This window comes from Acidobacteriota bacterium, from assembly GCA_020853395.1.
GTDB lineage: Bacteria > Acidobacteriota > Vicinamibacteria > Vicinamibacterales > SCN-69-37 > JADYYY01.
This window is the reverse complement of record JADYYY010000003.1, coordinates 12083-34154: the sequence shown is the minus strand read 5'-3', so window position 1 is coordinate 34154 and position 22072 is coordinate 12083. Positions and strand designations below refer to the sequence as shown.

17 protein-coding genes are annotated in these 22072 nt (G+C 70.4%); all 17 read right to left on the bottom strand.

The genetic code is table 11. The features are described 5' to 3' along the window. On the bottom strand, positions 1–1752 hold the full coding sequence (locus tag IT184_02965; GenBank protein ID MCC7007754.1) for a carbamoyltransferase: 1752 nt from the start codon (positions 1750–1752) through the stop codon (positions 1–3). Further along, entirely contained in the window at positions 1749–2714 is a 966-nt protein-coding gene (locus tag IT184_02960; protein MCC7007753.1) for a glycosyltransferase family 2 protein, read from the bottom strand. Before IT184_02960 ends, IT184_02965 begins: the two co-directional genes overlap by 4 nt. Next, on the bottom strand, positions 2711–3826 hold the full coding sequence (locus IT184_02955; GenBank protein ID MCC7007752.1) for a glycosyltransferase family 4 protein: 1116 nt from the start codon (positions 3824–3826) through the stop codon (positions 2711–2713). Before IT184_02955 ends, IT184_02960 begins: the two co-directional genes overlap by 4 nt. 16 nt (positions 3827–3842) lie before the next feature. Next, on the bottom strand, positions 3843–5171 hold the full coding sequence (locus tag IT184_02950) for an ABC transporter ATP-binding protein (GenBank protein ID MCC7007751.1): 1329 nt from the start codon (positions 5169–5171) through the stop codon (positions 3843–3845). A 15-nt stretch (positions 5172–5186) separates the two neighbouring features. Beyond that, complete coding sequence (locus IT184_02945; GenBank protein ID MCC7007750.1) at positions 5187–6056, bottom strand: ABC transporter permease; 870 nt, start codon at positions 6054–6056, stop codon at positions 5187–5189. Then, positions 6053–6865, bottom strand: a complete 813-nt coding sequence (locus IT184_02940; protein MCC7007749.1) for a glycosyltransferase family 2 protein — start codon at positions 6863–6865, stop codon at positions 6053–6055. Before IT184_02940 ends, IT184_02945 begins: the two co-directional genes overlap by 4 nt. Before the next feature lie 7 nt (positions 6866–6872). After that, positions 6873–8804 (bottom strand): asparagine synthase (glutamine-hydrolyzing), encoded by a 1932-nt coding sequence (gene asnB, locus IT184_02935; GenBank protein MCC7007748.1) that lies wholly within the window; start codon positions 8802–8804, stop codon positions 6873–6875. Next, complete coding sequence (locus IT184_02930; GenBank protein ID MCC7007747.1) at positions 8804–10024, bottom strand: glycosyltransferase; 1221 nt, start codon at positions 10022–10024, stop codon at positions 8804–8806. The genes asnB and IT184_02930 overlap by 1 nt, the downstream gene beginning before the upstream one ends. Further along, entirely contained in the window at positions 10021–11142 is a 1122-nt protein-coding gene (locus IT184_02925; protein MCC7007746.1) for a glycosyltransferase family 4 protein, read from the bottom strand. Before IT184_02925 ends, IT184_02930 begins: the two co-directional genes overlap by 4 nt. Beyond that, positions 11139–12494, bottom strand: a complete 1356-nt coding sequence (locus IT184_02920; protein ID MCC7007745.1) for a hypothetical protein — start codon at positions 12492–12494, stop codon at positions 11139–11141. Before IT184_02920 ends, IT184_02925 begins: the two co-directional genes overlap by 4 nt. Next, positions 12491–13759, bottom strand: a complete 1269-nt coding sequence (locus IT184_02915) for a glycosyltransferase family 4 protein (GenBank protein ID MCC7007744.1) — start codon at positions 13757–13759, stop codon at positions 12491–12493. The genes IT184_02920 and IT184_02915 overlap by 4 nt, the downstream gene beginning before the upstream one ends. Continuing rightward, positions 13756–15084: a hypothetical protein gene (locus IT184_02910; GenBank protein ID MCC7007743.1), complete on the bottom strand. Its 1329-nt coding sequence runs from the start codon at positions 15082–15084 to the stop codon at positions 13756–13758. The genes IT184_02915 and IT184_02910 overlap by 4 nt, the downstream gene beginning before the upstream one ends. Next, positions 15077–16357, bottom strand: coding sequence for a glycosyltransferase (locus tag IT184_02905; protein ID MCC7007742.1), 1281 nt, complete (start codon positions 16355–16357; stop codon positions 15077–15079). Before IT184_02905 ends, IT184_02910 begins: the two co-directional genes overlap by 8 nt. 2 nt (positions 16358–16359) lie before the next feature. Beyond that, entirely contained in the window at positions 16360–17664 is a 1305-nt protein-coding gene (locus tag IT184_02900) for a glycosyltransferase family 4 protein (GenBank protein MCC7007741.1), read from the bottom strand. 159 nt (positions 17665–17823) lie between these two features. Continuing rightward, complete coding sequence (locus IT184_02895) at positions 17824–20025, bottom strand: polysaccharide biosynthesis tyrosine autokinase (GenBank protein MCC7007740.1); 2202 nt, start codon at positions 20023–20025, stop codon at positions 17824–17826. A gap of 3 nt (positions 20026–20028) precedes the next feature. Next, positions 20029–20847, bottom strand: coding sequence for a polysaccharide biosynthesis/export family protein (locus IT184_02890; protein ID MCC7007739.1), 819 nt, complete (start codon positions 20845–20847; stop codon positions 20029–20031). Then, entirely contained in the window at positions 20837–22009 is a 1173-nt protein-coding gene (locus IT184_02885) for an outer membrane beta-barrel protein (GenBank protein MCC7007738.1), read from the bottom strand. Before IT184_02885 ends, IT184_02890 begins: the two co-directional genes overlap by 11 nt. Positions 22010–22072 lie beyond the last annotated feature (63 nt).

The following is a 22072-nucleotide window of genomic DNA, read 5'->3' as shown; positions in this document are numbered from 1 at the left end:
TCAGCCCTTGGTGACGACGCGATCGTTCAGCACGAGAACGTCCATGCGCGTGCGCAGGAAGCAATCGAGCGCCTCCGCCGGCTGGTGGACGATGGGCTCGTTCTCGTTGAACGACGTGTTGAGGACGATGGGCACGCCCGTGCGCCGCTCGAATGCCCGGATCAATCGCCAGTAGCGCGGGTTCGTCGCCTCGCTGACCGTTTGCAGCCGGCCGCTGCCGTCCACGTGGGTCACCGCCGGCACGACCGCGCGCTTCTCGGGGCGAATGGGATACACCTGCAGCATGAACGGGTCGGGCACGGCGCCGACGAAGTAGTCCCGATGAGCTTCGATCGCCACCGACGGCGCGAACGGCCGGAACTTCTCGCGAAACTTGATCTTCGTGTTGATGATCTCGCGCATGTCTGCCCGCCGCGGATCGGCAAGGATGCTGCGATTGCCGAGCGCGCGCGCGCCCCACTCCATCCCACCCTGGAACCAGCCGATCACCAGGCCGTCGGCGATACGGTCGGCGGTGAACGCGCAGAGGTCGTCTTCGCGGCCGATGACCTGGATCGTGCAGCGCTGCGCGTCGAGATCCGCGCGCCTCGCGGCGAGGGCGGCGTCGACGGCCGCGGCATCGAACGACGGCCCCCAGTAGCCGTCTGTCATGACGAACGAACGTGGCTGGCCGAGCACCTGATGCCAGACCCAGTACGCCGCGCCGAGCGCCGTGCCGTTGTCGCCGGACGCCGGTTGGATGTAGACCTCGCGAAACGGCGTGCGCTCGCGAATCCGGCCGTTGGCCACGCTGTTCATCGCACAGCCGCCCGCCAGACAGAGGCGCGTCAGCCCGGTGTCGGCGTGCACGGCGTCGAGCACGTGGAAGACGGCGTCCTCGAAGACGACCTGCAACGAGGCCGCGATGGCCTCGTGCCGCGGCGTCACCGGTTCGGCCGCGCTGCGGGCCGGGCCGAGCAGCGCCTCGAGCCGCTCGGTGAACACTCGCCCGATGACCGGCTCGCCCTCGTCCCACGTCATCGCCGCCTCGCCGGTCCAGTGCTGGAAGTAGGAGAGGTCGAGCTCGAACCGTCCGCGGGGCTGCAGGCGAATCAGCTCGCGAATCTCGCGGGTGAAATCAGGGGCGCCGTACGGCGCGAGGCCCATGACCTTGAACTCGTCGCCGTACTTCGTGAATCCCAGGTACTGCGTGATGGCGAGGTAGAGCAACCCCAGCGAGTGCGGAAAGCAGACGCGGTGGCGAACGTCGAGCCTGGCGCCACGGCCGACCGCCCACGACGTGCTGACGAAGTCGCCGAAGCCGTCGATCGCGCACACCGCGGCCTCGTCGAACGGCGAGACGAAGAAGGTGCTGGCGAGGTGCGACGGATGGTGCTCGACCCAGTGCACGGCGGGCCGGCAGTCGCCAGGCTGCAGGTGCAGGGCTTCGGCCACGGCCTCGGGAATGCGCGCGACGCGCTGGTAGTTCGCGGCGCGGTCCTTCACCAGCGCACCGCCGGGGCGCTGCGTGAGCGCAAACCAGCCCTTGCGGATGAGGTTGGCCTTCGGGTTGCGCGACACGGCGACGTGCGCGACGTCGCGTCCCGTGATGCCGCCCATCGCCAGACACGACCGAATCGCCTCGGCCGGAAAGCCTGCCACGTGCTTGATGCGGCGAAAGCGCTCCTCCTCGACCGCCGCAACGAGTTGCCCATCGCGCACGAGCACGGCTGACACATCGCCGTGGTAGGCGTTGATCCCGAGGATGTTCATGCCGGTGGCGCCTCCCGCCGGCGGGCCGCGTTCAGCACGGTCCGGGCCACGCTGGCGCCGAACCACCCGCTCAGCGCCGCCGCTGCCCTACCGAACCGCGAGCGGTGATGGTCGGCGAACCGCCGCAGCGCCGCGCAGCTCTGAGCGAACAGCTCCTGATCCGCGGCGACCGACGTCCGCGCGCACAACGCGTAGGCGTCGGCGAGCGCCCGGCGATGAGGCGCATCCAGCTCGTTCGTTTCACGCCACATGGTCTCGACCTCGAGCGCGTTCCGATAGACGTCGCCCCAGAATCGCGACGCGCTCGCCGACGAGAGGCTTCCCGCGCCGTGCTGCCGGTAATCGGCGCCCACGCCGTGGACGTGCACGGGCCGCGCTCCGTGCCGCACCGCATCGAAGAGAAACCGCGCGTCCTGGATCACCGGCAGCCCGTCGTGCCACTGCCCCACGGCCTCGAAGACGCTCCGCCGGTACAGGATCGCGGCGGGGGGAGCCCAGAACCCTTCGAACACCCGCAGATCCCACGGCGGCGCCAGGCTCGCGAGGTCGCCCACTTCGGTCTTCGACGCACACCATCCACGCTCGCTCGGCACGAGCCGCCGCCAGTCGCTGATCGCCACGGCCGCGCCGGTCGCCTCGAGCGCGCTCACGCGGGCCTCGAGCGCGTGCGGGTGCAGGAGATCATCGGCATCGACGTACTGGAAGTACGCGCCGCGCGCGAGCCTGGAGGCACACGTGCGGGCCGCGCTGGCGCCGCGACCGGCGGTGTTGGAGACCACCGACACGCGCGGCGCGAAGCGCACTGCCACCTCTCTCGATCCGTCCGTCGATCCATCGTCGACCACGATGACCTCGAGCGGCGGCAGCGTCTGTGCCAGCGCGGCCTCGATCGTCTCGGCGAGAAACGGCTCGCCGTTGCGAACCGGGATCAGCACCGACACCTCGCGACGCACGGCCGTCACGCCGCCACCATGCGGCTGAATGCCTGGAGGTACGCGTCGCCGCACGCCGAGAACCCGAATCGACGGACGACGTCCTCGTGCACACGCTGTGCGGCGGCCTCGCGCCGCTCGCGTTCGGCCAGCCAGTACAGCAGGCAGGTGCTCACGTCGTCGACGTCGCCCGCCCGGGTCACGGCACAGGGCCCGACGGCACGCACGAAGTCCGGCAGGCGCCCGCGATCGCTCACGATCGCCAGCGTCCCGCACGCCGCGCTTTCGAGCGGCGCGAGACCGAACGGCTCGTCCCACTCCGACGGCACGACCACGAGGTCGGCGGCCCGATAGAGATCCTCGGGCGTCGACAGCGGAGGCCAGACGGCCAACACGTCATCCGCCATGCCGGCCTGATGGGCGAACGCCGCAAGCTGCATCGCTTCGTCGCCTGGCGCCGCCCCTGCGAAGACCAGCCGCGCGCTGCCTCCGCGGCGCCGATACGCGGCGAATGCTTCGGCCAGCGTGAAGACGCCCTTGGCGGCCGTGAGCCTGCCCACGTACGCGACGAGCGGCACCGCCGGCGGCAGCCCCAGCCGCCGCCGAGCCGCGTCGCGCCCGTCGCCTGGCGAGAACGTCATGATGTCCACCCCGTTCTCGATCACCTGCAACGTGCCGGCCGGCCAGCCGCGGGCGCGCCATCCTTCAGCCGTGTGATCGGACGGCGCGATACCCAGGTCGATCGCCCGCATCCCTCGCTGGAAGATCGGCGACGGAAAGTCGTACACGAGCCCGAGGTGCACGACCGTCCGCGCGCGAGTGCCGAACACGGCGGCCGCCAAGGCCGGCACGAGCGGCACCTGCGACGTGAAGACCAGGTCGATCTGCTCACGCCGCACGAGCCGCCGCAGGCTGCGCACAGCACGCCACGCCGCGCCGGGCCGGCGCGCCGCCAGCGGCCGGATCGGCATCGCCATCGTCCGGATGCCGGCCTGCTCGTAGGCGGCGAGCATGTCGCCCGGCTGCTCGTACGCCAGCCAGATCTCGCAGCCGTGTGCACGAGCATGCCGCCCGAGCGACAGGCTCATGCGTTCGGAGCCGCCGGCGAACCGCGGCCACTGCTCGGCGATGAGAAGACGCACGATCGTCGACAAACCTTCAGGCAGACGCCATCATGTCGAGCGCCGCCACCCGGTCGGCGCTGTCGCTGGTCACCGAGAACGTCGCCGGGCAGTAGACGACACCCGCGTCGCGCGGCGCGATCTTGCCGGTGCCGAAGACGTCGGCCTCGAGCACGTCGAAGCTGATGGCGCTCTCGATCCAGTCGAAGTCCGCGTACGCGTCGCCGAAGAACAAATCGACGAGATAGGAGCCGGGCATCAACGGAAGCCGCTCGAACGTGGCGGTGACGACCCCACGATCCCGCGGCGCCACCGGGCCCCCTGTACTGACGATCCGGCTGTTGACGCTGAAGACCGCCATGCCGCCGCTCGTGCGGACGACGAGGCTCAGCACGGGAGCGATCGCCTCGTCATGCGCGAAGCGCACGGCGATCGAGCAGCGATCGCCCATGCGGATGGCGCGCGACGGTTCCGCCGCCTCGTTGCAGATCGTCACCGAGCGCATCGCCGGCCTCGAGTCGGCAATCCGGCCGGGATGGCCGGCGAGCACGACTTCTTCGCCCGACATCACGGTCTCCTGGGCCAGGTAGCGCTGCACGGCGGTCGCCGCCGCACCGGCATAGGTCAACCGTCCCTTGTCGATCACGAGACACGACGCGCACAGCGACTCGATCGCCGCCAGGCTGTGGCTGACGAGCAGGATCGTCCGGCCGCCGCGGGCGACGTCTCCCATCCGCGTCATGCACTTCTTCTGGAAGGCGACGTCGCCGACGGCCAACACCTCGTCGACGATGAGGATCTCGGGCTCGAGGTGCGCCGCGACGGCGAAGGCGAGCCGCAGATACATGCCGCTGCTGTAGCGCTTCACGGGCGTGTCCAGGAAACGCTCGATTTCGGCGAAGGCGACGATCTCGTCGAAGCGCTGCTGAATCTCCCGGCGCGACATGCCGAGGATCGTCCCGTTGAGAAAGATGTTCTCGCGTCCGGTCAGCTCCGGGTGGAATCCCGTGCCGACCTCCAGCAGGCTCGCCACACGCCCTCGGATCCGGGCGCGCCCCTCGGTGGGCTCCGTGATGCGGCTGAGCAGCTTGAGCAGCGTGGACTTGCCCGCGCCGTTTCGGCCGACGATGCCCATGACCTCGCCGCGCCGGACGTCGAACGACACGTCGCGCAGCGCCCAGAAGTCCTCGACGGCGGGCATGCCGATCGTGCCCTCACGTCCGGCGTCCTTCGTCGATCTCAGCCACCTGAGAGGCGCGGTGGCGACCGTCTGCACCTTGTGCCGGAAGCCTTCGCTGCGCTCCGCGTTGTGGCGGATGCGGTAGCGTTTGCCCAACCGCTCGGCGCTGATGACGATGTCAGCCATGGAGGATCGCGACGGTCACACGAGGTCGGCGAACGTGCGCTCGGTCGTCCGGAAGTAGCGAAGCCCGGCGACGAACATCACGACGGCGCACAGGCTCGAGATCAGGAACCCGGGCCAGAAGATCGCGCCCTGCCCTACCAGGGCCCAGCGGAACCCGTCGATGACGCCGACCATGGGATTGACGGCGTACAGGAGGAACAGCGGCTCGCCGATGCGCTCGCGGACGACGGCGCTGCTGTAGGCGACCGGGCTGATGTACAGACCGAACTGCATCAGGAACGGAATCACGAAGCGGAAATCGCGGTACTTCACGGTCATCGCACAGATGAGCAGCGCGGGGCCGAATGCGGCGACGATCGCGAGCCCGACGAACGCCGGCAGCGTGACGACGCGCCAGGTCGGCCAGAACTGGAACCAGACCATCATGGCCACCAGCACGACGGCCGAGACCGCGAAGTCAATCAACGAGACGAGCACCGGGCTCGCGGGCACGATGAGCCGCGGGAAGTACACCTTCGACACGAGGTTCGCGTTGCTCGCCAGGCTCTGGCTCGAGGCGAGGAGCGCATTCGAGAAGAACTGCCACGGCAGCATGCCGGCGAACACGAGCAGCGGGTACGGCGCACGGCCCTCTGACGGCAGCCCCGCGATCTTGCCGAAGATCACGCTCATGATGACCATGCTCACGAAGGGCTGCACGACCGCCCATCCGGCGCCGGCGACGGTCTGCTTGTAGCGCACCGCCACGTCGCGCCACGAGAGGATGTAGAAGAGCTCGCGGTAGTGCCAGAGATCGCGCCAGTAGTGACGGATCGCGCCTCCCGGCTCGATGACGATCTCCGCATCGCGCTCGAGCGGCTCCGCGATCCCGGTCGCTGACGTCATCGTGTCCTCCCGTATCGATCGCCGGGCGTCTCAACGGCCGCACTCGATGGACGCAGCCGCCGGTCGACCAGTTGGGCGAGCAGCAGCAGTTCCGCGAGCATCCGCTGCGCGAGGTAGTAGCACCCGGCCCACCCATCGAACGCCAGACCGCGCCAGATCAGGCCGTACGCCAGCACGACGGCCGGCGCGAACGGTGTTCGCCGGCGGATCCGATCGATCGTCGTCAGCGCCGGCGCCGGCGAGTCGAGGAGGTGCTGGGCCTCCTGCGAGGCGTACCGCCATTGGTCGGCCCACCAGCGTTCGAGCGGCTTGCGGTCGTCGTGCCGCACGCCGGCGCGCAGCCACCCTGATGCGCCGGTGAACTCGAGCCGCTCACTGTGGCCGTCGGGGACGTACCGCGCGCGATCCCGGCGGAACAGCACGATGCGCGGCGGATAGAGCGAACCGCGCAGCGGACGGCCGAACACGCAGTACGTCATCCTCGCGTGGTAGGCCGTCGTGCGCTCGTCGGGCAAGAGCGTCCTCAGTTCCTCGATCGCTTCCGGCGTCAAGACGTAGTCGGCGTCGAGCGACAGCACCCAGGCCGTGCGCACCTGGTCCAGCCCGAAATTGCGCTGCGCGGCGAACCCGTCGAACGCTCGCGCGAACACGTCGACCGCCGGATAGCGGCGGCAGATCTCGAGCGTCCCGTCCGCGCTGCCGCTGTCGACCACCACGATCCGGGCCGCCCACTGGAGCATCGCGAGCGTGCGATCGAGATTGGGCGCCTCGTTGTAGGTCAACACGAGCGGCGTGACCTGAGCCAGCAGCCCCGTGTCAGGCCTCGATGCCACAGGCCTCCATCCAGGCGTTCAGCGCGACCAGCGCCCACGGGCGCGACCAGCTCGTCGACCGATCCCGTGCGAGAAACCGCTGCCAGACGTCCTCGATGGCGCCGGCGACCAGCGCCTCGCGGCCGCCGAGGCCGCCGCGCCCGAGATGGTGCTCGCACAGGCTCCGCAGATCGGTGCGCATCCAGTCCGCGAACGGCAGCACGAAACCCTGCTTGGGCCGTTCGGTGATCTCGGGCGGCAGCAGACCATCGAGCGCGTCGACGAGCAGCGGCTTCGACCGTCCCGCGACGAGCTTCACCGACGCCGGCAGGCCGACCACGTGCTCGACGAGGGGATGATCGAGCAACGGCACCCTGACCTCCACGCCGTGCGCCATGCTCATCTGATCGGCGTCTCGGAGCAGCACGTCGTGCATGTACGTCCGGCACTCGGCGTACGACACGAGGCTCATCGCCTCGACGTCGCGACAACGCGACGCCGCCTCCTCGAGCAAGGCGACATACGGATCGTCGGCGTCGGGCCGGCTCCGTCCGAGCAACCGAGCACGGGTGGCCTCGTCGAACACCTGACGCGTGATCGGAAACGCGCGCGGCAGGCTCGCGTCGGTCTCGAGCACCGCGGCGGCTTTCGTCGACGGCACCGACTCACCACCAATCGCGCGCACGGCCGCGGCCGCGAGCCGGCGCAGCGGCGGCGGCGAGTGCTTCCACAGCGGCCCCAGTGCGGCGAGGCGGCGCATGCGGGCGAACGACGGGTAGCCGCCGAACACCTCGTCGCCTCCCAGGCCCGACAGTGCCACCGTCACGCCCGCCGTGCGCACCGCGCGCGCGACGACAAACGTGTTGATCCCGTCGCCGCTCGGGTGGTCCACGCTCGCGAGCGCCTCGGGGATTTGCCGGCGAACGTCCTGCCCCGACAGCGAGATCTCTTCGTGCACCGCGCCGAACCGGCGAGCGACCACCCTCGCGTGCCGGCTCTCGTCCTCGGCACTGCCCGGCAGGATGACGGAGAACGTGTGCGGGACGCGGCCGGCCTCGCGGGTCAGGGCGACGAGCGCGCTCGAATCAATCCCTCCCGACAGGAACACGCCGACCGGCACGTCGCTCACGAGGTGCAGCGCGGCCGCTTCCGCCAGGCGCCGGCGAACCTCGCGACGGGCGCGCCCCACGTCGCCATCGTGCTGCGGTGACGTCACCGCTCCATCGAGCAGGTCCCAGTACTGACGCTCGACCACCTGCCCCGCGCCGTCCACGCGAAGCAGCGTGCCGGGCGGCAGCATCTCGACGCCCTCGACGAGCGTGCGCGGCGGCGGCACCGACTGGTACGCCAGGAAGGTCGCGAGCGCCGTGCGGTCGAGCTGGCGGGCCACGTGTCCGCTCGCGAGCAACGCGCGAATCTCCGACGCGAACAGCAGGCAACGATCGCCACGATGGAAGTACAGCGGTTTGATGCCCAGCCGATCTCGCGCCACGAGCAGCGTCCGCCGTTCGCCGTTCCAGATCGCGAAGGCGAACATCCCTCGCAGCCGCAAGACCACGTCCTCACCCCAGCGCTCGTAGCCGCGCAGGAGCACCTCGGTGTCGGTGCGGCTCTGGAAGCGCGCGCCGTCCCGCTCGAGCTCGGCGCGCAAGTCGGCGAAGTTGTAGATCTCGCCGTTGAACGTGATCCAGACGTCGCGGTCGGCGCTCCGCATCGGCTGTGCGCCACGCTCCGACAGATCGAGGATGGCGAGCCGCGTGTGCCCGAACACGACCTGCGGACCGGGCCCACGGTGATCGAGATCGCCCGCGCATACAGCGACGCCACGGCCGTCAGGTCCTCGATGTCCGAGAGAGGCCACCATGCGCTCGACGGTGCCGATGGACGCCGGATTCGGCGGTTCACCCCAGCACATGACGCCCGCGATCCCGCACATCAGCTCAGCCCGTGCGCCGGTGTTTCGGCGTGCGATTGCACGACCCCGGCCGCCGATCGCGTGGGTGTGTCCGGCGACGCCGCGGTGACATACGCGTCTACCAGCGCGGCCGCGACCGCCGGCCACCGAAACGCCTCGGCCATGCGGCGTCCGCGCGCCCCGCGGCGCCGGCGTTCCTCGCCGCCTCGCATCGCGAGGCTGAGCACATCGGCCAGCGCCTCCGTGGTCTCGCCGGCCGTCCACCCGGCACCGGCCGCGCGAACGTCGTGCGCGAGGTTCACGCCGGCCGACAGCACGACCGGCAGGCCGGCGGCGAGCGCTTCAGCGGCCGCAATCCCGAAATTCTCCTGCCGCGACGCCAGGACGAACAGTGCCGACGCCGCGAGCAACGCGCGTTTGTCCCGGCCGTGAACCCACCCCGGAAAGTCGATGCGGCCGCGTCCGGCGCCGTCGCGCGCAAGCGCCCGCAGCGTCGAGACGTACGACGGCTCGCCGTCGCCGGCGATCGTCAAGCGCCAGGCCCGCGCGTGCGGCTCGTCGGCGATGGAATGGAACGCGGCGATCAGCCGGTCGATGCCCTTCTTCGGATCCAGCCGCGACATCGAGAGGAGCCGCGGCGTGACGTTCGCGCCGGCCGGACCGACCTGGAACCACTCGTCGTCCACGCCGTTCGGCACGACGATCGGCCGCGGCAGCCCGCGCAGCGCCGTTTCGGCGAGTCGTCCTTCTTCATCGGTCGTGTAGTGCATCGCGGCCGCGCCGCGGAGCAGACGCCGGCCCGCGCCTGCCATGAGCAGACGTTTTCGCCAGGCCTTGCGACCGAGGCTCCAGGGATCCAGCGTGCCGAGCGGACGCACCAGGTACGGCACGGCGGCCGCCTGACAGGCACGGCCGGCAGCCATCGACGAGTGCGAGAACACCGCGTGGACGTGCACCACGTCGTAGTCGGTCACGTGCTGCCTCAGCCACTGCGCCAACGCCGGAGACCACTTGAATCCGACACCAAGTGCCCGCGCGAAGAAGATCGTCGGCACGCCGTGATGGTCGACCGTGCGGCCGAGGTCCACCGGCAGGCGCGTGCGACCGTCCGCGTCCGTCGTGGCGATCTGCGCGTCCCAGCCCAGAGTCCGGAGCGCGCGGCCCATGCCGAGCACCGCAGCGCTCGGCCCGCCGTCGCGGGGAGCGACCGACGGGATGACGTGCAGCACGGTCCGCCTCACCGCGTCGTCTCCCGGCATGGCGCGTCGCTGGCGACGAAGGAGCGTGTGCCGGCAGAAGCGCCAAACGCCTCGTCGACCAGCGACATCAAACGTGATTCGAAGCGTGCGCGGCTGAAGCGCTCCTGGACTCGACGCCGGCCCGCGCGCCCCATCGACGCTCGCAGCGCGTCGTCTCCGAGCAGGCGGATCACGTGCGCAGCCAGGGTGGAGACGTCGCCCTGGTCGACGAGCACGCCGGTCACGTCCGGATCGATGACCTCGCGAGCCGCGTCGTGAATCGCCCCAATGCACGGCAGGCCGTGCCGCATGGCTTCGAGATAGACGAGGCCGAAGCCCTCGCACCGGCTGGGCATCGCGAAGATCCACGCTTGACGGTACAGCTCGCGAAGCTCCGCCGCGCCCACGAATCCCGTGAACACGATGGCGCCTGACGAGACCGTCGTCGCCGCCGCCTTGGCCTGCAGCCGCGGCCGATCGTCGCCGTCGCCGACGACCACAAGCCGCGCGTCGGGACAGGCTCGCCGAACGGCTGGCCAGGCTTCGATGAGCTGATCGTGGCCCTTGTACCGCTCGGCCGACGACATGCGTCCGACGATCAGCACCGACGGCACTGCAGATGCTTCGCGCGACGTCTGGAGCTGCGCATCGCTCGCCGTCTCCGGCAGCGCGAGCCCCGACACCGCTACAGGACCGAGCCACGGGTGCATCTCCGACGCGCGGCCGGCCGTGTAGGCGGAGTTCGCCACCAGCAATCGCGCGCCTTCGAGCGCGGCTCGCTGGCGGCGTTGAAGCGGACGCCACAGCTCGATGCCGTGCAGGAACACCGCGTACGGGCGCTGCATGCTGCCAGGGACGAAGTCCTGGACCTGCGCGAGCGACAAGTGCGTGTAGAGAATCCAGTCGGTCGCGTGACGGGCTTGAGCCGCCATCAGCTTCGCGCCGAACGAGACGCGCGACGCCAGGCCGGGCGTCGCGCCGCCGGCGCGCGGATCCAAAAGGACGAGGGTCGCATCGCTCCCCCATCGGGATTCGAACGCGCCCCAGATCAGCCTGGCGGCCGCCGCGACGCCGCCGCCCGTCTCCGCCAGGGTGATGGCCGCGCAGGCCGCCCGGCTCATTGCGCGCCCCGCACGGGTTCTGGCGCGCCCGCCTCGCCGAGCATCGGCCGAGGCACGTACAACCGCACGGTCAAGCCGCCGACGAGCGCGGCCATGACCAGTCCGGCGGCGGCCGTCGAGGTCGCCTCGACGAACGACCCGCCGACGTTGAGCAGCGCAATGGCCGGGACGTACCACATCGTGAACCGGCGGATGTCGCCGCCGGCCAGCGCGCGCAACGCGCGGCCGTCGGCGGCCGCCGTCAAGGCGCCGAGGATCATGAACGACACGAGCACGCCCGCCGTGCCGAAGTTGACGTAGCACTCGAGCACCTGGCCCACGCCCACGCTCGTGTCGGCCGAGAACCGGAATCCCGTGTAGGTCGAGACGAGATCGCCGCTGCCGGCCACGATCGCCTTCTCGGGCCAGAGCGCGCGCGGCAGGAGCGCATAGACCGCCTCGATCATCGTCGCGCCGTGCGCCAGCGTGGCCTGCTGCGCGTCGACGCGTGCGACCGCCGATCCCACCAGGAAGTTCTGATCCAGCCGGATGCCGACGCGGGCCAGATGTCGCGGGTCCTGAATCTGGAACCACTCGAACTGCGACACCGAGTCGACGACGCTGGCCAGCCGATCGTCGAGGCTGCTGCCGCTCCAGACCACCGACCGGATGTACGCGCGATCCCGCATGTAGGTGACGTAGACCGACAACCCGGTGTAGGCGAACAGCACCGCGATCGCCAGGAGCTTCAGCCGCGGTCCGTAGAACGCCGCGAGGAACACGAGCACCATCAGCATTCCCGCGAGTCCGTACCCCAGGTAGCCTTGCGTCGCCACCGTGAAGAACGGCAGCAGGGCGCTGACGAAGAGCCAGCCGAGCATGGCGAGCGAGCGGCGCTCGTGCCAGGCGTTCCAGCACTTGAGGCCCAGGGCGGTGACCATGAGCGTGGATCCGGTCGACACGAGTGCCGTCACGCTCGGCAGTCCGCGGGCGATCGGCAGCAGCACGACGTGCAGCGCGACGCCTGCGACGAGGTAGAAGTTCACCGCGCCATGGTTGATGGCGATGCCCTCGTCGCTCGTGACGTTCGCGGAGCCGGTCCGCGCGCGTCGAAGCTGCAGCACGATCTCCGCGCCGGCGGCGAACATCACCATCGCGAGCGCGCTCTCGCGCATGCCGAGGGTCACGAGGTCCTCCGCGCGATGGCGATTCCAGGGCAGCAGGTTGAACGACGAGGCGAGCCAGTGCAGCGCCCCGAAGCTCACGACGTAGCCGAGCACGAGGCCGACGCCGCGGTGGACCCGCCAGTGCCGCAGGACGACGAAGGCGGCGGCCGCGAGCCAGATGGCGACCCAGTACGCCAGATCGGTCACCGCGAGCTCCTGCCTCGCGCCGCCTGGTGCGCCGTCACCTCGGCCCCCGACGAGCGCGACGCCTCACCGGCGCGCCGCGCGCGTACGACGCGGACGGCCTGCACCGTGCCGGCGGCGGCGATCGAGACGTCCCATCGCGCGATGTGCGCGCGAGCCTGTCGCCCCAACCGATCGCGGTACGACGCGTCGAGCACGATGGGCTCGAGGCGTCTGGTCAAGTCCGACACGGACCCGAAGCGGAACACCGCGCCCGTCTCGTCCGCACGCACCAGATCCGCCGCGCACCCCACGCGATCGCTCACGACCGCGGGCAGCCCGCACGCCATCGCTTCGTTGACGACGAGGCCCCAGGTCTCGCGGCCGTCGGACGGCAGCACCAGCACATCGGCCGCCGCGTAGGCGCGCGCCATCTCGGTTTGGTTCAGGAACCCCGCAACGCGTATCGGCAACGCTTCGCGGGCGACGCGTGCTTCGAGCGCCGCCCGCAGCGGGCCATCGCCCGCCACGAGCGCCGCCACGCCGCGGTGGCGCGCCGTCAGACCGGCGACGGCCTCGACGAACGTCATCGGCTGCTTCATGTCGACCAGCCGGCCGGCGAACAGCAGGACGACACCGTCTTCCGGCAACCCGAAGGCGCGGCGGAGGCCGGCGCGATCCTCACGAAGCCGGTCGGCACGCTCGGCGAAGAACGCGTTGTCCACCGCGTGCGGCGCATCGAAGCACCGATCGTCACGCGCCCCGTAGTGCGTGAGGTACTCCTTCGCGCGCGCCCCGACGACGAGGTAGGCGTCGAAGCGGGGAATGAACAGCCGAAAAGCAGGCGCCTTCAGCGCCCGCCACCATCCGGGACGCGGCATCGCCAGCGTGGAATCGCCGCGGACGATGAGCGGCGTGCCGGTGCGCCAGCAGGCGATCATCGCCTGCCAGTAGCTCAACGTCGCCCAGCCATGGACGATGACGGCATCGAATCGCCGCGCCGCGATGATCCGGCCGACGTCCGGCGTGTTGCAGCCCCAGAAGGCCCCCACGTCAGGACGGCGCGCGACGTTGCGCAGGAACGTGTGTCGGTAGCCGTCGAGCACCGGGACATCCCAGTCGAACTCGACGCCGAAACCGGCGCGGGCCTGGCCTTCGGGTGTCTGGCGGTGACTGAACAGCACCTCGAGATCCAGCAACCGATCGAGGGCTCGGTACCACGGCGCGTAGTACTGGATCGGATGCGTCGCGAGGATGCCGACGCGAAGGGGCGCGGCGATCGCCGTCACGCCGCCCTCGCGTCGACGACCCGATCGAGCACGCGCGCCAGGCGGCCGGCGAGCGCTTCGGCCCAGTAGTCGCCCAGCCCCGAGAGATCCATGCGCGCAGGTCCCGGCGACGCGGCCTCGTCCAGCACCTCGAGCAGCCGGTCGTAGATCGCCCCGATGCGCGCCGCCGCGCGCACGTCATCGCCATACGTGACGAGCGCCACGGCGCGCGATGGGCCGATCGCGCCGAGCACGTCGGCCACCGTGCTGGCCTCGTGATAGACGGCGAGCAGGGGCCGCCGCGCCAGCAGCAACGGAAAAATCTTGCTCGCGGTGTAGTGCGGCTCGCTGCTGCCGAGCGCCAGCAGCGCACCGGCATGCTGCTGCACCTGCACGATGGCCGAGTACGGCAGGCGCGCGGGCTGTTCGTCGACCACGTCGGCGACGCCCAGTTCGCGCGCGATCGGCAGCACGCGATACGTCTCGGCCGCGACGCTCTGGTTGCTCGTCCCGATGAAGTGCAGCCGCAGGCGCGTGTAGAGCGCCGGCCGTTCGTCGCGCACGCGCGCGACGGCAGCCAGCACGGCCCGCAACGTTTCACGGCCGAGCGGCAGCATCGTGCCCGTATAACAGACATGGAGCTGCCCATCGGCCGGATCGAAGGGCAACGCCACACGCGGGGACCATTCCTGGCAAAAGTCCTGCGGCTCGGCGCCGAGCGGGATCGCCTCGGTGATCGGCTGGATGTCGGGGTTGCGGCGCAGCACCGGCTCGAACGTGCCGGCTGACACGGCCGTGATCGCGGCCGCGGCCTTCACCACGCGAGGTTCGAGCCATCCCGCCAACGTCCGGCTGAGCCGGCTCTTCACGTCGACGCCGCCGTCGGGACGCCCACCCACCTCCGCGCCCCAGGCGCTCACCCAGGGATCCTGATAGTCGAGGATGAACGGGACGCGGAACCGGCGCGTGAGCCACGGTCCGAGCAGCGCGGTGTAGCTCGGAAAGATCGTGATGAACGCCGCATCGAACGGCTCGCTCGCGCACAGCGCCGACGCCGCGCGCCGCAGCCCGGCGAAACTGCGCAGCCCCAGGTCGCCGATGCCGACCGAGCGGGTCAATCGCACCGGCCACGCCGGCGCGCGCACGACGCGCAGCGACGCCGGGACGAACGCCGCGAGCGCCGGATCGAGGGCGCCTTCGTACGCGTCCTCACGACAAGTGAGGACCGTGGGCTGCCACCCGTACTTCGGCAGGTACGGCGCGAGCAGGCGCACGCGATGCGCGGCGGCCGACGCATCCGGCGGAAAGTGCGGCGTGATCAGCAGGACGTTGCGCACGTCAGGCATGAACGGCCGCCGGTACGCCGGGCGTGAAGCACTGCCCGACGGCCCGGACGAGCGACTCCGCTTCGGCTTCCATGTTCCACCGCGTGCGCGCCGCGTCGAGCGCCGCACGCGTTGCCGCGGACAACCGATCCGGATCGGACGCCCAGCCGTCCAGCAACTGACCGAGCGCGCCGATGTCGCCTGCGCTGTACGTCGCGACGGCAGCCGGAACGGTGTCGGCAACGCCCTGCTGGCCCGGAACGTCCGTGGCCGCCACGGCGAGCCCCGCCGTGAGATACAGAAACAGCTTGTTCGACACCGTCAATCGTTTGTTCAGACTGTCGCCCACTTCGAGGGCGAGCCCGACGTCGTGTTCGGCGGCACGCGACAGAAGATCGCGCGGTGCACACGGCGGATGGAAATGGACTCGCGCGCCGACTCCCGCGGCGCTCGCCACCTCGAGCAGCGTCCGTCGCACCCCGTCGTCAATCGAGCCGCGAAGGTGGATCTGCACGAGGCGACGAACCCGACCCATGGCACGGATGGCATCCTGGATGCCACGATCCTGCCCGATCGTCTGCGAGAACCAGAACAGCGACAACTCGGCCCCCGTGCGATCGATCACGCGGCCGTCCATCGCGGCGCGTTCCGCCCAGGGATGACAGTTGTGGACCACGACGGGCCGCGCCGTTCCGTAGCGTGCCGCGAACGCGTCCGCCATCGGCCCTGACGCGGCGGTCAAGTGCACGCACGCCGGCACGTAGCGACGCTCCACCGTGAGGATCCGCGCGCGGGGTCGTTGCCATTCCGGCGCATCCGGCACGATGTCGGCGTGCAAATCCTCGACGTCGTATCCGAGCCGTGCGGCGTGCCGGCGAGCGGCCCAGGCCGCCGCCGCCAGACCGGCGGGATAGTGCCCGATGAACAAATCGGCAGGTTCACGCGCGGCCAGCCGCGCCAACTCGGGGTAGATGCGCCCTTCCCCGCGCTCCGCGAGTCCGGGCAGGTCGAAGGGGCCGGGCGACAGGCAGCGTGCAACGCGGTGACGAACGCCCGTCAACTGAAAGGCTCGCCGCTCGGCGGCTCGATCCGCGGACCACTTGAACGCGTCGGCACGCCACGCCCTCTCCGCGATGAGCGCGTCGTCGAACGCCCGGAGCCGTTCGATCGGTCCCTGCGTGAAGACAACGCGCACGCGGTATCCGGCGGCCGCCAAAGCATCGGCTTCTCGGACGACGCGCGGCGTCGACGCGAGGTACGCGGGAGTCACGATGCAGACGCGGCGACTCGTCATGGTCAGGCCGAGGCCCTGATACGCGCGGCCTGGACCGTGCACGAGGAGTTGTCGATGGCCGGCGAGACGGTGCGCCAGAAGTCCGCGCGGAAGTCCGCCCATGTCCGGCGCGCGGCGGACGCCAGCGCGAAGCGGCGCATGGCGAACAGCTCGTCGGGATGGTCGGCGCTCCAACGCAGGGCCTCGGCGAGCGCCTCGACGTCCGCCGCGGGAATCACGAACCCGTTCTGCCCCTCGACGATCAGGTCGGCAGCGCCCGCGTTGGCCGTCGTGATCACCGGCAGCCCGTTGGCGAGCGCCTCCGCCACGACCAGCCCGAACCCATCGCAGAGCGTGGGAAAGACCAGCACGCTCGCCTCACGATAGATCGCCGGCAGCGTCGCAGCAGGTACCGCACCGTGCGCCACGATCGCGTCGCCCCCAGGCGCCGCCTTCGCCTTCGCGAGCACGGCGGCTGGCAACGTCGTCTGCCCGTAGAGATGCAACTCGAGGCCCGGACGAGCCACCTGTCGCCATGCCTTCAGGAGCAGGTGCGTCCCTTTGTGCACGGCGGCGTTGCCGACGTGCAGGAACCGGCATGTCCGCGGAGGCGACGCCGGCAGGGCCGACGGATCGATCGGCTCGGGGCCGCCGGGCGCGACGACGAGCAGCTTTTCGGCCGGCACGCCGGCAGCGACGAGCGTCCGCGCCGTGAAGGCCGATCCGGCGACGATCCAGGCGGCCGCCGCAGCCTCGGCATCGCGGATGGCGTCACGACGGGCGTTGCGCGCGGCGAGCACCGCATCGACTGGCGTTCGCAGCAACGGGTCGTGCGCGTATTCGGGTTCGACCCACTGTTCTCTCGCGCAGCGATGCGGGCTGAGGAACGCGACGATGCCCGGCTTGCGGGCACGGGCAGCAGCTTCCAGGGTGGCGAGCGCGCCATGTTCCACGCCGAGGAATGCGCCGGCGTCGGACGAGACGAGGCGCGCCGCGCAGTACCGATCGAGCGCCCGCTCGCTCCGCTCCCACCACCAGTCCTCGAGCCGCCGCGCCCCGAGCCGGCGGACCGCCACGCGCGGCAGCTCCCAACGCCAACGCGTGCGCACCGCCGCGCAGGGCACGAGCGGCGTGCGGCGCTCCAACTCGCGGCTCACCCCCGGCGCGGCCGCGCTGAGCGCGCGCCGCGCCAGCCGGGCCGGGCCTCGATCGAAGCAATCCAACCCGCTCGTCACGTACTCCAGCAGGCGCCCGTGCTCGTGCAGGCTGAGCGCCATGTGTTGGACGTGCGCGTTGTATGCCGACGTCCCCACGAGCACGCGCGTCATGGTGTGGGGAAGCCGCGCGCCGCGCGGCTCTCGCGCCGTGGATCGTGACGATGAGTGATGGACACGAAAGAGAACGAGCCGGCCTTGCCGGCCGGCTCGTGACCTCACACGGTGGGACGATACCGAGGCGGTGCGGCGTCAGCGCGCGACGCACGCGCCTCAGTGCGTCTGCACGTACGACTGCTTGTAGTCCTTCCGGTAGTACGTCGAGTAGTAGTAGCCGTGCCGCTGCACGTCGGCACGATTGAGGACGGCACCGATGAAGTAGGCGCGCGCCGCCGCGAGCTGCTCGATCGCGACCGCCGCGTGCCGCCGGGACGTCATCTCCGCGCCGACCACGAACACGACGCCCCACGCCGCGTTCGCGACGACGACGGCGTCGGTCACGGCCATCACGGGCGGCGCATCCACGATGATCCAGTCGAACTGCCCGCGCAGTTCCTCGATGATCTCGTGGAATCTGGCGGACCCGAGCAGCTCGGCCGGGTTGGGCGGAATGTGCCCCGCGGAGAGCACGAACAGGTTGGGCACCGACGTGCGGCAGGTCGCGACGCGCAGATCCGTGGTGCCGACGAGCACGTTCGACAGCCCCGGTTCCTGCAGGCAGTCGAACACCTCGTGGATGCGCGGCCGGCGCATGTCGCCGTCGATGACGAGCGTCCGCTGCCCCGCCTGCGCGAGCGCCACGGCCAGGTTCGACGAGACGCAGGTCTTGCCTTCGCCTGGCGCGGTGCTCGTCACCACGACCGTGCGCGCGCCTTCCTCCGCCGACGAGAAGACGACCGCGGTCCGCACGGCCCGCACGGCTTCGGCGAAGCTCGGCGGCGCGTTGTCGGAGAGCAGCGGCGCCATGCCGTCCGCGGCCGGCATGGCCGGCACCAGTCCCAGGAACGGCAGGCCGAGGTGCTCCTTGATCTCGTCGGGCGTGCGAATGCGGCTGTCGAGGTACTCGAACCCGAACGCCAGCCCGGCGGCGAGCCCGAGGCCCATGAGCACGGCCACGATGAGATCGCGCTTCGTGTTCGGCAGCACGGGCGTGCGCGGCACTTCGGCGCGGTCGACGACCCTGATGTTCGTGCCCTTGAACTCGCCCGACACGCCGGTCTCGTTCGCCTTCTGGAGGAGCGTCTCGTACAACCGCCGCGCGCTCGCCGCTTCGTCCTTCAGCGCGGCGTATTCGGCGCCCTTCCGGTTCAGTTGCACGGCCTCGGCCGTCTGCGAGGCCAGCGCCTGGCCGAACTGCTGCTCGCGGCCCTGCGCGGCGAGATAGTCGTTCTTGACCGACTGCACGACCTTCTCGATCTCCAGCCGGATCTTGGCCTCGATCGATTGGATCTGCCCGTCGATCTGCACCATCTGCGGTGCGCCCTCGCGGTAGCGGGCCGCGAGCTGGCCCTTCTGCTGCCGCGCCTGATCGAGCTGCTTCTTCAGCGTCTGGACGAACTCGTTGTTCATCACCGGCGGGAACGTCTCGAGGGCGGCCCAGTCGCCCTGCAGCGTTGAGAGCTGCTTGTAGAGCTGTTCCTTCTCGATGCGCTCCACGCGAGCCTTCGTCAGCTCGGCGTTGAGATTCGCCTGCCGCTGCACGATGACGTTCTGGCGATCGTCGACGCCCACGGCGTTGTGCTGTTCCTGATAGTCCTGCAGCGCCCGCTCGCTCTCGGCCACTCGCTTCCGCTGCTCCTCGAGCTGTCCCGTCAGGTAGTCGGCCGCTTCCTTCGACGCGGCGAACCTGGCCTCGAGCGTCTGCTGGATGTATTGATCGGCGATCTCGTTCGCCGCGCGGGCGGCGAACTCGGGATCGGCGGATCGATACTTCAGATCCACGAGGTGGGTGTTCCGGACGGGCGCGACCGTCAGCCCGCCGAGCAGCGCGCTCGTCGCCCCGGACAGCGCCGTGTTCTCATCGGGCGGCGGAGGCGGAATCTTCTTCGGTGCGCCAATCCAGCCGCGTACGCGCTCGATCAGCCCTGGCGCGTCGCCGACCGGCACCTGCGCCGCGGGCGTGAGGCCAAGCTCTGGGACGGCGCGCGCCGCCAGCGCCCGGCTCTGCAGGACGCGATACTGCGTCTGGTAGAAGTCCTCGTCATAGTAGGACGTCGTCTGCTCGAGCACCGAGTCGATCGAGGTCGCGCGGCGCGTGTCTTTCTCGATCAGCAACTGGACCGTGGCTTCGTAGATCGGCGTCTTCTTCAACGTGCTGAACGCGCCGTACACGAACACCGCGAGGAAGGCCAGCCCCGCCGTCCAGCGGCGCCGATGCAGCACGCGCAGGTAGTCGGCGATCTGGAACGTGCCGCGCGCGCGCGGCGTCGTGGCCGAAGAGCGGGGTCGCGAGGAGGTCGCAGGTCTTGTCGGCATGACTCAGAAGATCCGGGCCGGCACGACGAGCGTGTCGCCGGGCCGAACGACGTCGGCGTTGATGTCCTTCACGGGAATGTCCTTCTTCTTGCCGTCCACGAGGCGCTGAATCCTGATGCCGCGCGTCGTGCCGCGGTCGGTGAGCCCGCCGGCCATCGAGAGCGCCTGCAAGACGGTCGTGTCGCGCTTCACGCGGATCGGCCCCTGCGTGTGCACGAACCCGGTGACGAACACCGGGTCCGACTTCGGCACGACGACGATGTCGCCGTCGCGCAGGACCAAGTTGTTCTTCATCGATCGGCCGCTCAACAGGTCCGCGAGATCGACGCGCAGAGATTCGGGATCGCCGGTCGCCGGCGCCGCGCGGTGCACGACCGCTTCCTCGGCGGCGTCCTCCGTGAGCGACCCGGCGCGCGTCAGCACCTCGAACAGCGTCATGTCGCCGCCGAACTGGTACGCGCCCGGCGACCGCACTTCGCCGTTGATCACGACCTTCTTGGTGGTGGACTGCTCCAGCTCGATCGTGACCTGCGGACCGACCAGGTACTTCTCCAGGCGGGTCTTGAGGTCGGCCTCGAGTTGGCGCGGCGTCAGGCCGGCGGCTTTGAGCCGGCCCAGCGTCGGATATTCGAACGCGCCGTCGGCGTCCACCGGGAACGTGCCCGAGTAGAGATCCTCGGCGGCGCCGCCGTTCCACACGCTGATCTTCAGTTGATCGCGCGGCGCGATGGTGAACGCCGCCTGCTGTGCGGTGACGGCGGCGGCCAGCCAGAGGCCGAGCGCGCTCGTCAGCACGAGACGGCGGCAACGATCAGTACCCATACGTCACTGTTCCCCCAGCTCGATACCCGTGATACTGCCGAGAAGCGACCGGCGATACCCGCCGTTCGTAGGCGATCTCGACACCGACTCGCGCCGACGTCCCGAGGCGGACGCCCGTGCCGGCTCCGTAGAGAACGTGCCGGTCGAGACGGCTCCCTTGCCGCACCGCGACATCGGCGACCTCCAGTGCGCGATAGCGCAGGGTGTGCCGCCCCGCCCGTGCGAGCACATCCCACCGGCGGAGCGCCTGCCGGATCGTCACCGTCCCGCCGGTCGAGACGTAGTACGGCTCCTCGCTCTGGATGGAGTACTCGACGCCGCGCCCGGCCGTCACCGCGACCAGCGTCGTCTCCCGCAAGACATAGGAAGCGTTGACGTTCGCAACGACGCCCGCGAAGTCGGGCATCAGCGCATCTCGGGCCTCGACGCGCCGATAGCCAACCATCGCGACGCCGCTGATGAGCGCGAACGGCTTCAACTCGAAGCCCGCCAGCATCGCCGTGCTGTCGCTGTCGCGCACGGCGGCTCGGTCGAACCGATCCTGCTGCGACTCTCCCCGAATGACGAGCGACGTCAGCGGCGTCACATCCACGTTCATCGCCGCAGCCGTGCGCGTGATCCGACGATCGAGGAGCGCGCCGAACGTGTCGTCGACACCGTCGTCGAAACGCACGTGCTGGCGTTCGTGGACGAGCGTGAGGGCCGTGCGCGCGCTGAGACGGACGCGGGCGCCGCCGCCGAGCGACTCACGCGTCTGCTCGACGCGTTGATCGATCTCGAGCGTTGGGCGCTGGTGCGTCACGACCCGGCCGGCCGTCGCGAACGGCGTGAGGCGCGCCAGCAGCACGTCGACCCGTCCTTCCTGGCTGACGGCGAACGAGCGTTGGGTCCGAAACCGCTGGAAGTAGACCATCTCCGCCGATGTCGTGCCGGTCGTCACGGTGCGGCCGACGCGCAGCGACGTCTCGAGCGAGGGAACGAGCGTTGCGGTCGTGTCGCGCGCCGGCGCCGCCGCGGCCGCGCTGTTGAGGACGTTGGTGTCCACGCCGAGGTTGGTGAGCCGAATCCTCGGCTGCAGCGACAGCGGCCCCCAGCGGACGAGCGCCTCGGACGGCGCGGAGGAGGCGGCAGGCGGTTCTGCGACCTGCGCGGTCGCAGGCATAGACACCACGGCTACAACCGCAAGCGGCACGCCAACACGGACGAGGGCGCGAATCACGAGATG